Genomic DNA, 12,675 nt, shown 5'->3' on the forward strand with positions numbered 1-12,675 from the left:
TCCCTCTAGGCAAGCCTGCATCGAAAAGTCAATATCGTACAATCCAAGAAAAAAAGGGTGTGCTACACTAATGATGAGTTCAGTGAAAAGAGGGGATCGACATGAGAACATTAGAGGAACGAACAGTCCATTTTGACCAGGACTTGCAAATAGAGGCGTATCGCTTTCATGCCATCATCAAAAAGTTCCCAAAACATTTTCATACATACTATGTGATTGGATTTATTGAAGGCGGTCAAAGACGTATGTTCTGCCAAAATCAAGAATACATCATTGGAAAAGGAGATATCCTTCTTTTCAATCCGTACGATAATCACGGATGTGAACAATTTGATCACAAGCCGCTAGATTATCGCAGCTTAAATATTGAACCAGAGTTGCTGGAGAAGATCTTTCAGCACAAGCCGCATTTTAAAGCCCCTGTGGTTTCACAAAGTGAACTAGCAAAGCAATTATATGATCTTCATCAAATGATCACAGAAGAAGCTCCTGCTTTGAATAAACAGGAAGCCTTTTACTTTTTGATGAAGCAGTTGATCGAAACCTATTCTGATACACCAGAGGAAAAAGCATCAGCAGCCAATGCCAATGCCAATGAACAAAAAGTCCAAGACGTACAGCAATATATTGAAACACATCTCACGGAAAATATATCGTTAGATGACTTAGGTGAGCTCGTGTCCATGAACAAATATTCATTGCTGCGTGCTTTTACAAAGTTCAGAGGAATTACGCCGTATCGTTATTTACAGACAATCAGGGTGAACTATGCGAAGGAGCTTCTCGCCCAAGGAATGAAGCCAATAGATGTAGCTGCTGCCGCTGGATTTTCTGATCAAAGTCATTTGACTCATTTCTTTTCGGAATTTATTGGGCTTACGCCAGGGCAGTATCAGCAAATTTTTGAAAAGCAGGTAACAGCAAAATGAAAAATAAACAGCTTCTTGGTCATATAGCAGCCATGTTCACCATTTTTTTATGGGGATCTACCTTTATATCAACCAAAATATTATTAACGGCTTTTTCTCCAACAGAGATTTTATTTTTTCGTTTTTTCCTTGGGTACCTTACCCTGATGATCATTTATCCAGTCACCATGAAGGTGCAGCGTAGAAAGCATGAAGGGATGTTTGCGCTCGCAGGGTTATGCGGTGTGGTCTTATACTATTTTTTAGAAAATGTTGCACTTACTTATACGTTCGCTTCGAATGCAGGTGTCATCAGCTCCGTTGTCCCATTTTTCTCTTTTCTATTGTCTTATTTTTTATTAAAAGATGAGCCGCTGCACAGCCGCTTTTTCATAGGCTTTTTCATCGCGATGATGGGAATTGTACTGATTAGCTTTAATGGGATGACGACGTTCCAATTGAATCCGCTCGGTGATGCTTTAGCATTTATGGCTACCATCGTCTGGGCATTTTATTCCATTTTATCGAAAATGATCAATCAATATGGCTACCATATTATTCAGGTGACAAGACGTGTCTTCTTTTACGGGCTGCTATGGATGATTCCGCTAATCTGGCATTTTAAGATTCGTTTAGACTGGGAGCGGTTCACGAATCCATCGTTTGCCTTCCACTTGCTGTTTTTAGGCGTCTTTGCATCTGCTATTTGTTTTCTGACATGGAGCTTTTCCGTGAAGACGATCGGTGTGGTGAAATCAAGTGTGTATATTTATGGAGTGCCCATTATCACGATGATCATTTCAATGATCGTTCTTCACGAGAGTCTGACCTTCATGTCGGCACTAGGAACGGTACTGACCTTAGGAGGTTTGCTGCTTTCAGATAAAAAAGGTGCGGGAAGAAAGAAACAGAAGTCCCCGATACTGGTGCAGGATAAAAAGGCGCTTTGATCAAAAAGCGTCTTTTGTCTATTGTAAGAACAGGCACTCTTTAGTAAACTCAAATTAAAAGGTCGACGGTCGACCGATGACAAAGGGGGAAAAATCAATGAAGCATGTTTCAATTGCAGCGATACCAGGAGACGGAGTTGGAAAGGAAGTTGTGCCTGAAGCCATCCGAGTTTTGAAAGCGATATCAGAGGTGCATGGCGGTCTATCTTTCACCTTTCAGGATTTTCCGTGGAGCTGTGAATATTATTTAGAGCATGGCGAAATGATGCCAAAGGATGGATTGGAACAACTAAAAGCCTTTGACAGCATTTTCTTAGGGGCCGTCGGAGATGCCAATTTAGTGCCGGATCATGTATCACTTTGGGGATTGCTCATTAAAATTAGACGTGAATTTGAGCAGGTGATCAATGTTAGACCTGCAAAACAGCTGAGCGGCATTCGCTCACCGCTTGCTCAGCCAAAGGATTTCGATCTTCTTGTTGTAAGAGAAAACGGTGAAGGTGAATATAGTGAAATTGGGGGCCGTATCTATCAAGGAGAAGATCAGCTTGCCATTCAAAATGCTGTTTTCTCCAGAAAAGGGACAGAGCGAGCCATGCGTTTTGCCTTTCAATTAGCAAAAAAGAGAAGAAAGCATGTGACAAGTGCAACCAAATCGAATGGAATCGTTCATACAATGCCATTTTGGGATGAAGTGTTTCAAGACGTAGCAAAGGATTATCCAGAGGTGACAGCAGACTCACAGCACATTGATGCACTCTCAGCCTTCTTTGTGACAAGACCTGAGAAATTCGATGTGATTGTAGCCAGTAATTTATTTGGTGATATTTTGACTGATCTTGGAGCTGCCATTATGGGAAGTATTGGCGTGGCGCCTGCCGCCAACATCAATGTGAATGGCAAATATCCGTCTATGTTTGAGCCTGTACACGGCTCAGCCCCAGACATTGCAGGAAAAGGGATTGCAAACCCAATCGGTCAAATTTGGACAGCTAAACTCATGCTTGATCATTTCGGAGAAGAAGAACTGGGCACACACCTGCTCGAAATCATCGAGTCAGTCACAGCAGACGGCTTTTTAACAGCAGACATCGGCGGAGCCTATCAAACACAAGAAATCACCAACGAAATCATCAAGCGCTTGAAGAAATAATCCGTCATTAGAACCGCATCTCCACGTCTGCTATAATAAAAGGATGGATAGAAGAAAGAGATGTGAAATCTAGTGTCAAAAACAGTTGTATTAGCAGAGAAACCTTCAGTAGGACGTGACTTAGCGCGTGTGCTGAAGTGTCATAAAAAAGGAAATGGTTTTTTAGAAGGAGACCAATACATTGTGACGTGGGCGCTTGGCCATTTGGTCACACTGGCTGATCCAGAAGGCTACGGAAAAGAATTTCAATCTTGGCGTTTAGAGGATTTACCGATCATTCCAGAGCCCCTCAAGCTTGTCGTCATGAAAAAGACAGGCAAACAATTCCAAGCAGTGAAAGCGCAGCTTGCAAGAAAAGATGTAAAAGATATTGTCATCGCAACAGATGCTGGACGTGAAGGGGAGCTTGTCGCAAGATGGATTCTTGAAAAAGCGCATGTGAAAAAGCCGCTGAAACGACTATGGATCTCATCTGTTACGGACAAAGCCATCCAAGAAGGCTTCAAACGATTAAAAGATGGCAGAGAATATGATAACCTGTACTGCTCAGCGGTTGCACGTGCAGAGGCAGACTGGATAGTAGGGATCAACGCAACAAGAGCGCTGACGACTAAGTTCAATGCACAGCTTTCCTGCGGACGGGTACAAACACCAACGATTGCCATGATCGCCAAACGAGAAGAAGACATTCAGCAATTCCAGCCGAAGCCGTTCTATGGAATGACTGCACAAGTAGATGGGCTTACGTTGACATGGCAGGATGCCAAAACAAAGCAAAACCGCACATTCCAAGAGAATGTCATAAAAGAGCGTTTGGCAGGATGCAAAGGAAAACCAGCAGTGATCGATGCATTGAAAAAAACAGCGAAAAAAGCTTTTGCTCCAGGGCTGTACGACCTGACTGAATTGCAGCGTGATGCACATAAACGCTACGGCTTCTCAGCAAAAGAAACCTTGTCTACGCTTCAGCGATTGTATGAGCAGCATAAGCTTGTGACATATCCGCGTACAGATTCACGATTTATTTCAGCGGATATCGTTCCTACATTAAAAGATCGTTTAAAAGGAATGAACGTCAGACCGTACGCACAGCATGTGAACCGCATTTTACAATCAGGCGTGAAAGCGCACAAAGGCTTCGTCAACGATGCAAAAGTGTCAGATCACCATGCGATCATTCCAACCGAGGAAGAGCTGTATCCTGGTGCACTAAGTGATAAAGAGCGTAAATTATATGATCTTATTGCCAAACGATTCCTTGCTGTACTCATGAATCCTTTTGAATACGAGGAAACAACGGTGTTTGCCAAGATAGGCAGTGAAACGTTCACGGCAAAAGGAAAAACCGTACAATCAGCCGGCTGGAAAGCCGTGTATGATGATTCCTATGAAGACGAGGAATCAGCCGAAGCAGATCAGCATCTGCCGCTGCTCTCAGAAGGGCAGTCACTTGAAGTACGCCAGCTGAAAGAAACAAATGGAGAAACGAAACCTCCTGCCCGGTTTAATGAAGCAACTCTGCTATCTGCTATGGAGAACCCAGCGGCATTTATGCAGAATCAGGAAAAGGATTTAGTGAAAACCCTCGGTGAAACAGGCGGACTAGGAACAGTGGCCACAAGAGCCGATATCATTGAAAAACTGTTCAACAGCTTCTTAATCGAGAAAAAGGGCAAAGACATTTTCATCACATCGAAAGGGAAACAGCTGCTCTCCTTAGTGCCTGAAGACTTAAAGTCTCCTGCGTTAACAGCGGAATGGGAACAAAAGCTTTCTAAAATCGCAAAAGGACAGCTGAAGGCTTCTCAATTCATGAGTGAAATGAAGTCCTATGCAAAACAAGCCGTATCTGAAATCAAACAGACGAACCAAACCTTTAAGCATGACAATGTCACTGGCACCCATTGTCCCGACTGCGGAAAACTTATGCTGAAAGTGAACGGAAAACATGGCACAATGCTCGTGTGCCAAGACCGAGAATGCGGCCACCGTAAAAATGTAGCGAAGAAAACAAACGCACGCTGCCCGAACTGTCATAAAAAGCTCGAACTGCGCGGAGAAGGCGATGGTAAAATCTTTGCTTGTGTGTGCGGCCATAGAGAAAAACTGTCTGTTTTCGAAAAACGCAAATCACAAACCAATCAAAAGAAAGCCAGTAAGCACGATGTGTCTAAATATATGAAGAAACAAAAGAAAGTGGAAGAACCAATCAATAACGCACTGGCTGAGCAATTAAAGAAATTAAAATTAGATCAATAGTAGTATATAAACCCATGCTGAAATGCATGGGTTTTTCTGAGTAATCAAGTATATCGGCATATGGTTTTTCTGAAAATGGGAATATGTGTGCAAAAAGACTCGTAATTTGGTATAAAATATTTATTTAAATTTTAACAAAAACACTCTATAATAAATCGTTAGAGCTAAGAGAACGGGAGTTGAAAGGGGACACGAATGGTTACAGCCATACATCGCACGGCTATTGGTTTACTCATTGTTTTTCTATTAGGCGGATGTACCTGGAAACAGCAGAAGGAATCAGCTGATCCAGTATCTCCACAGCCTGTATTGCCTGGAGAATATTTTATCACTCATCACCTCATGACAGATCAAGGCATGATTCGCACTTCATTAGCGGAGCAGCACATCTACCTATCTGAATCGCTTGGACTTTGGATGGATTATCTTGTTCGAAAAAAAGACCAAAATTCTTTTGACCAACAATTTGGTGTCCTGCAAGATCAATTTTTATTAGAAGATCACCTTCTCAGCTGGCAAATCGAATCTGATCAAAAAAGTAAGGCCAATGCTCTAGTTGATGACTTACGGGTAGTGGCGGCACTTCAAAAAGCAGATCGTTTATGGAAGAAAACAGCGTATCAAACCACAGCAAAAGAAATCGCACAAGCGTTAAAAGACAAGAATATGTATAGAGGCATCTTGTCCGATTATTATGATGCATCAACAAACCGAACTTCACACACAATCACACTCTCATATGTAGACCCAAAAGCAATCAAAGAATTGGAATCCCTCAAAATATTCACGAAACAAATGACGAGTAACCAATTGACCATTCTAAAACAAGCACCGAGAAAAAAAGGATTCTTTCCTAAATCCTATGACATAAAGAAAAAAGCCTATTCATTTGATCAAGAAATCAATATGATTGATCAACTCTATACGGCTCTACATGCCGATCGTGCAAAGGTGAGTACGTCCGCGATCATGAAATGGCTAAAAACGACTTTTAAAAAAGAAGGAAAACTGTACGGTAGATATAAACTGAGCACATTGCAGCCATCGGTGACGTATGAATCGCCTTCTGTATATGCATTGGTCACCTTGTATGCTCTTAAACGAAACGAACCGGAATTCGCAAAAGAGGTTTATGACCGCATGAAAGAATTACAAATTCAAGATCCTCTCAAGGATTATTATGGAGGATACATGAACGAAAAAGACACACACTCATTTGACAACTTATTGCCTCTCATTGCAGAAAGGGAGCTTTTTAATGAATCGGTTATTCAGTAATACGTATCGTTTATATTATTCTCTGCTCCTCACGTTTGCAGGTCTTATTTTGTTTATGGGCTACCTTGGCGTACATGATGCAGAGAGCTTTTTGATGATCACACTGATTTTTGTCGTGTTAGGATGCGGGATTTTATTTGGCATCTTACCAGCATTAATTTTTACCTTGCTGATGTTGTTCTTTATAGGAAGTGCTATGTTCTTTACAGAGCTTGGTCACACAAATCCTTTCTTTTCCAATCGAACATTGCAGGATGTGGTGGTTTGGGGCGTAGCCCTTCTCTTTTTCGCGATTTCAGCAGGAAGCTTGCATGAGCGGATCAAGACGATGCGTCACACCATTGAACAACAAAAGCAGGCGATGAAACAATTTGTGGCGATTGACTCGACAACTGGATTTGACAATGCAGATCGGATGAAGCTGGAATTATCCGAGGAAATGAAACGGGCAGAACGTTACAAACAGCCATTCGTTTTTATCCTTCTTCATATCCATTATGCAGCGGAATTCAAATCGTTATATGGAGAAAAAGAAATGCAGCACCTATTTCAGCAATTAAGTATCAAGATTCGCGAAAGTGTCAGAGAAACTGATAAGAAATTTCGATTATCCGAAGAAAGAATAGGCTTGCTGCTTACTCACACACCAGAAGAGAATGTCTCTGTCGTCCTCGAGAAGCTAAAAGATAAATTGCAAAAGCATGTGCTGTTAAACGGTCGTGAAGTCACCCTGACTTTTCATGTCTGTCATTTAACTAGCAGTTCGGAATATCGTACGGCAGAGCAATTTTTAGAAGAACTAGAAAAAGAGATGATGATGAATGAACTTTAATTCTTTGATGAAATGCTGTTTGCTGCTTGCTCTTTTTTTGATTTTTTCTTTTAAATACATGGCTTCAGCCGACGCTCTTGCCAAGCCAGATACCCTGATCGTTTATTCGACAGAATCGGGGGAAGCGACACCAGCAGTGCATATGCTGGATCTACTCGCCGGACATTTTTCCAAACAGATGACGATTGTATCTGATGAACATTTGGCTGAAAAGAAGATCAGTGAATTTCAGCAAGTCATCTACCTAGGGGAAATAAAGAGAACCTTACCGAAGCAGACCGTTCGTATGATGAATGAAGCACAGAAGGTGATAGCCATTGGATACAATGCGGAACAGCTTCGCCCATTCTCCAAGCTTACTTTTCACAAACAAGATCATACGAGTCAAATCAAATATACAGATGATCAAACTTACCGTCAGCTAGAGAAAAGTATCAGTGCATTAACGGTTCAAGGGGCAGACTTGCAAAGTGAATTTTTATTGAAGAAGCATGAAGCTGATCTTCCATTTGTGATTCAAACAAAGGAAGGGGCAGACTATATTGGAATCTTAAATGTCGTGCAGCAGAACGAGCTGCTTGCAGAAGTGCTGGAAAAACACCTGCCTTCTTCTGATCAGCTGACCACAAAGTATTTAAAGTTTGGGAACATCAGTCCTGTCACTGACGAAAAGAAGCTGCTTGAGCTTGGACAATACGTATCGACTCGGCATGTTCCGTTTCTGATAGCGGTAACCCCTGTTTGGGTGGATCGAACAACAGGTGATGAAGTGACACTGAGTGACCGCCCGAAGCTCGTAAAAGTGTTAAAACAATTGCAAAGCGATGGAGCCAGCATCATTCTTCATGGATTTAGCCGAACGTATCGAACAGAGGACTCTGGTCAGGACTTTGAGTTCTGGGATGCAAAGAATGATCAGTCCATTACATCAAATGACCCAAAAAAAGCCGAGAAGAAGCAAAGTGAAAGCCATTTCTCGAATGAAAAAGACTTCCATGCTTATACGAGGTCAAATCAACAGCAAGAAATCATCTACACAGAAGAAAAACTAACAAAAGGCATTGAGCTTCTTGCGCAGCAAGGTCTATATCCGCTGGCATTCGAGGTGCCGCATGAGGCTATATCTCAACAAGGCTATGAAGTGATATCTAGACATGTGTCCAGTCTGTTTGGACAGGTACAGCTGTCGGACCATACGTGGAAAACAGCCGGTGCTCCGCCACTCGTGACGAAACCCGCCATGCTTCATGGCATGACCTTATATCCTCAGCAGCCAGTTGAGGCAGCATCTGACGAAGAAGGTTCAAATGTTTTAACAGAACAGAAAATTCAATCCATCCAGCATCTTCAATCAGCCGCAATTGGGCTTTCCTATGATGTGGAATCGGGAATAGCTGGACTGCAAAATCTGATGATGCAGATGGATGCAATTCCTTCTAGTGAATGGCTGGATTTGAAGAAAGCAAAACAAACAGTCCAAACATCACATGTGCAGATCAAAACATCAGGGAATGGACATATTCAAGTAGAACAATCCAATAGAGCAGAAACCAAAACAGTCAAACGAAGCGGCATGGAAAATATGCTGCGCATTCTCACAGTCGTGGTGATGCTGTTTATTGCGGCATTTGCTTTTTACACATTGTATTTAAGACTGACAATGAAAAAACGAATTTTTAAGGAGAGAAAACTAGGTGGCTGATGTCTTATTTTATCTTTCATTAATACTGATTTGGATCATGCTCCTATACCACATGTTTCTCATGCAGGGCGGCTTTCAGCACTACCTGACCTACGAAAAAGTGCTGCCTGAATGGACGAAACAAGGGAAAGAGCTGCCGACCGTCAGCATTCTGATTCCTGCTCATAATGAAGAAGTTGTCATCCGGCAAACGCTAAAAGCAATGGTCCAGCTATCCTACCCTAAACATCTCCTTGAAATCATTGTGATTAATGACAATTCCTCCGATGGCACAGGGGACATCGTGCGGTCATTCAGTGAGCAATATGATCATGTCCATATGATTGAAACAAAGCCGCCATTTGCCGGAAAGGGAAAATCCACTGCACTGAATGAAGGCTTAAAGGCTTCAACAGGAGAAGTCATCTGCGTATACGATGCAGATAACATGCCTGAACAAAAGGCCGTCTATCACTTAGTTCTTGGTTTATTGAACGACCCTAAGGCAGGTGCTGTTGTCGGGAAATTCAGGGTCATTAATGCAGCCAAAAATCTCCTGACCAAATTTATTAATATTGAGACCATCTGCTTCCAATGGATGGCGCAGGGCGGAAGATGGAAGTGGTTTAGGATTGCGACAATACCAGGCACCAACTTCGCCATCCGCCGCCATATTTTAGAAGAACTTGGTGGCTGGGATGTTCATGCGCTGGCTGAGGACACCGAATTAACGATTCGTGTCTATAACCTTGGCTATGTCATTCGATTTTTCCCGGCAGCGATCACTTGGGAACAAGAGCCTGAGACGTGGAAAGTCTGGTGGCGGCAAAGAACGCGCTGGGCTCGAGGCAATCAATATGTTGTACTCAAATTTTTAAAGCAGTTTATGAAGCTGAAACGAAAACGAATGATTTTCGATTTGTTTTATTTCTTCTTTACGTATTTCTTATTTTTCTTCGGTGTCCTGCTCTCAAACGGGATCTTTATCGTGAACCTATTTGTTGACCTTCACTTATCTGTAGGAGCTGTTGCCCTGATCCTGTGGGGATTGGCCTTCTTCCTATTTCTAACAGAAGTGATGATTACATTAAGCATTGAGAAAACAGAGCTCACCAAACAAAATATACTCATTGTGGCGCTCATGTACTTCACTTACTCTCAAGTATGGATTGCGCTAGTCGTGTACTCTTTATTTGTAGAGACAAAGAGCCGTTTATTCAAACAAGAAGTAAAATGGTACAAAACCGAGCGTTACGATCAACAACAAAAGAAAAGCGGGTGACAAATTGAAATCAGTAAAATGGATGGTTTTTATATTGGTGATATCCCTTGCCACTCAGCCTTTTTTCATGGCGGGGCAAGCACTGGCGCAATCAAATCGAGTACAAGTGAAAGATGACTGGATTCGCTCATCAAAAGGAAGCCAAAAAGAAACGCAAGCATTATCAGAAGATGTAGTGACCTTGTATGGACAAGAAGACCGCACTGAATTTTCCTATCAAATAGAAAAAGAAAAAGTAGAGTCTAGCACCCTTACATTAAATATAGAGGCATCACCATTACTCATTTCGCCATCATCGTTCACAGTCATGATTGATGGAGAGATTGAAAAGACCATTCCCGTAACAGGAAAAAACCAAAAGAAATCGATTCAAATCAAATTGAACAAATCGCAATTGAAAAAAGGTTCTCATCGGATTCAGCTCGCATTTTATGGCGTGTTAAAAGAAGGTGTGTGTATCAACCAAGAGACACCTGCCAATTGGCTGAAAGTATACCCTGAAAGTGAGCTGGATTTCAAAGGGACTCAAACGAAAGACGTGACGTTAGACAGCTTCCCTTCACCTTTCATTCAAACAGGTGATCAGAAAGAACAAACAGATATTGTGATTCCGAATTCACCGGAAGCATCTGAATTAGAAGCGGCTATGAAAGTATATCGTACGTTGAAAAACAAAGACCGCCAAGCAGACCTCAAACTCGTCCAAGAAAAGGACCTCAAGCAAATCGCGCATCCAACCATTGCTGTAGGAGCAAAAGGAAACTGGGAGGGGCGAGTGAAATCGATCGAGCAAGCTGCGAAGATGAAAACTGCAAACAATCACCTCACGTTAGCGGTGAGAACCCTGACAGGGAAGAAAAAAGAACAGCCCATTTTATTTGTTACTGCTGAACAGCCAAAGACAATTGCTGAAAAAATCAATGTCTTGACTCAACCAGAACTGACCGATCAGCTCACTGGGACAGATTTACTCCTTCAAAAGGTTACGGCTAAAGCATCAAAACCATCTCATCAAATTCGTTTAAAAGATTTTGGTGGTGATGATGTCACGGTTGGAACCAAAAAGACGGTATCTGATCATTACTATTATCCAAAGGCATTGATCGCTAATCAAAAATCAGGTGCAAAACTCAATCTATCATTTAAAAAATCTGATAAAGCGAACAAAGCGGAACGCTTAACAGTCATGATCAATAACGAACCACACGATGTACCGTTAACAAAACTAGGAAACAAAGATGGGAATGGATTCTATCATGTGTCAATTCCAGTAGATGCACAAGTCCTTCAAAAGAACGAGTATATTGATCTCCAATTTGTCACTACAGGCTTTAAAAACATGGAAGCCTGCAGACATACGGATGAAGAAGGCTGGATTTACATTGATAATAACAGCTCTCTTCAAATACCAGAAGGGACGACTAGTGATACACCGGATTTAGCCGCATGGCCGCTTCCTTTCACATCAAAAACGCAGCAAGGAAAACCATTGATCATCTTGCCAGATCAAATCAAGCAAGAAACGATCAATCAAATGGCAATGCTGACAGAATCATTTAGTCAGCCGGAAGCTGCTCAATATCAGTTGATCAAAGCATCAAATGTGACAAATAATCAATTGAAAAATCACTCTCTTATTTTCATCGGGGGCATTCATACGTTCTCTCTTTTAAAAGAAAAGGCAGACGATCTCATCGTTCCAGCGAAAAAGGATCAGTATGATGTATCCTCCTTTGGCATGATCAATGAAACGACTGCTCGTATTGTATGGACGCAGCCATCTGTATGGAATAAAGAACAAACAATGACCGTCTTTTCAGGAATGAATGCAGCCGACGCTGATCTTTCACATGAAGTGATTCATTTCCTGCAAACAAATACGGAAACGGCAACAGTTGCAATCGAGAGCAAAAACAAAGACATGTTCTCTAATCATCAAACGGTCAGCAGCACAACAAATGATCTCCAAAAAGGTGAAAAGCAAGGCGTTGGTGATTCTTGGATTTACTTTGCATGTATCGCTGTGCTAATTATTTTTGTGGTCGTAATGATTATTTATTTCGTACGAAAAAACCGCAAAAAGACTGATTGATAAACGATCAAAAGACCTTGAAAAAATGTCTTTACTTTGGTGTCAAACGGGAGTATGATCTCTTTTATAAAAGACCAATCGCTGAATCATTTCGATGAGCGGGGGAACCATTAGTAGTGTAAAGCACTACGTGGGGTGAATCCTTTTTAGGTAGGGCAAAGTCTCATGCGCCCGAATCCGTCAGCTAACCTCGTAAGCGTTAAAGAGAGCAAAGACCAACCTGTGATCTAAATAATAGAC

General features: G+C 41.8%; 9 protein-coding genes and 1 riboswitch. All 9 genes read left to right on the plus strand.

The features are described from left to right. The first annotated feature begins 101 nt into the window (after positions 1–101). The 9 genes from QSJ46_RS06485 (at position 102) to QSJ46_RS06525 (ending at position 12,435) form a co-directional block, all read left to right on the plus strand. Positions 102–929, plus strand: coding sequence for an AraC family ligand binding domain-containing protein (locus QSJ46_RS06485; protein ID WP_041089152.1), 828 nt, complete (start codon positions 102–104; stop codon positions 927–929). Continuing rightward, positions 926–1,858, plus strand: a complete 933-nt coding sequence (locus QSJ46_RS06490; protein ID WP_047203829.1) for a DMT family transporter — start codon at positions 926–928, stop codon at positions 1,856–1,858. Before QSJ46_RS06485 ends, QSJ46_RS06490 begins: the two co-directional genes overlap by 4 nt. 97 nt (positions 1,859–1,955) lie before the next feature. After that, entirely contained in the window at positions 1,956–3,011 is a 1,056-nt protein-coding gene (locus QSJ46_RS06495; RefSeq protein ID WP_041089156.1) for a tartrate dehydrogenase, read from the plus strand. 72 nt (positions 3,012–3,083) lie between these two features. After that, positions 3,084–5,270: a DNA topoisomerase III gene (locus QSJ46_RS06500; protein ID WP_285604485.1), complete on the plus strand. Its 2,187-nt coding sequence runs from the start codon at positions 3,084–3,086 to the stop codon at positions 5,268–5,270. A 195-nt stretch (positions 5,271–5,465) separates the two neighbouring features. Next, positions 5,466–6,548: a glycosyl hydrolase family 8 gene (locus tag QSJ46_RS06505; protein ID WP_285604486.1), complete on the plus strand. Its 1,083-nt coding sequence runs from the start codon at positions 5,466–5,468 to the stop codon at positions 6,546–6,548. Then, positions 6,529–7,380, plus strand: coding sequence for a GGDEF domain-containing protein (locus QSJ46_RS06510; RefSeq protein WP_285604487.1), 852 nt, complete (start codon positions 6,529–6,531; stop codon positions 7,378–7,380). Before QSJ46_RS06505 ends, QSJ46_RS06510 begins: the two co-directional genes overlap by 20 nt. Next, positions 7,370–9,082 carry a DUF2334 domain-containing protein gene (locus tag QSJ46_RS06515; RefSeq protein WP_285604488.1) on the plus strand — a complete coding sequence of 571 codons (1,713 nt, stop codon included), beginning with the start codon at positions 7,370–7,372 and terminating at the stop codon, positions 9,080–9,082. Before QSJ46_RS06510 ends, QSJ46_RS06515 begins: the two co-directional genes overlap by 11 nt. Positions 9,083–9,119: 37 nt before the next feature. Beyond that, positions 9,120–10,343 carry a glycosyltransferase family 2 protein gene (locus QSJ46_RS06520; protein WP_417894866.1) on the plus strand — a complete coding sequence of 408 codons (1,224 nt, stop codon included), beginning with the start codon at positions 9,120–9,122 and terminating at the stop codon, positions 10,341–10,343. Between the two features lie 4 nt (positions 10,344–10,347). Continuing rightward, positions 10,348–12,435 carry a cellulose biosynthesis cyclic di-GMP-binding regulatory protein BcsB gene (locus QSJ46_RS06525; RefSeq protein WP_285604489.1) on the plus strand — a complete coding sequence of 696 codons (2,088 nt, stop codon included), beginning with the start codon at positions 10,348–10,350 and terminating at the stop codon, positions 12,433–12,435. A 69-nt stretch (positions 12,436–12,504) separates the two neighbouring features. Beyond that, a riboswitch (cyclic di-AMP (ydaO/yuaA leader) is annotated at positions 12,505–12,649 on the plus strand. Positions 12,650–12,675 lie beyond the last annotated feature (26 nt).

The sequence above is a fragment of the Bacillus sp. YKCMOAS1 genome, from assembly GCF_030268125.1.
GTDB classification, from domain to species: domain Bacteria; phylum Bacillota; class Bacilli; order Bacillales; family Bacillaceae; genus Bacillus; species Bacillus safensis.

Bases quoted from the DNA above. Each gene is read 5' to 3' on its own strand.
- QSJ46_RS06485 (WP_041089152.1), top strand. From the start codon at position 102: ATGAGAACATTAGAGGAACGAACAGTCCATTTTGACCAGGACTTGCAA.
- QSJ46_RS06490 (WP_047203829.1), top strand. From the start codon at position 926: ATGAAAAATAAACAGCTTCTTGGTCATATAGCAGCCATGTTCACCATT.
- QSJ46_RS06495 (WP_041089156.1), top strand. From the start codon at position 1,956: ATGAAGCATGTTTCAATTGCAGCGATACCAGGAGACGGAGTTGGAAAG.
- QSJ46_RS06505 (WP_285604486.1), top strand. From the start codon at position 5,466: ATGGTTACAGCCATACATCGCACGGCTATTGGTTTACTCATTGTTTTT.
- QSJ46_RS06510 (WP_285604487.1), top strand. From the start codon at position 6,529: ATGAATCGGTTATTCAGTAATACGTATCGTTTATATTATTCTCTGCTC.
- QSJ46_RS06515 (WP_285604488.1), top strand. From the start codon at position 7,370: ATGAACTTTAATTCTTTGATGAAATGCTGTTTGCTGCTTGCTCTTTTT.
- QSJ46_RS06520 (WP_417894866.1), top strand. From the start codon at position 9,120: ATGCTCCTATACCACATGTTTCTCATGCAGGGCGGCTTTCAGCACTAC.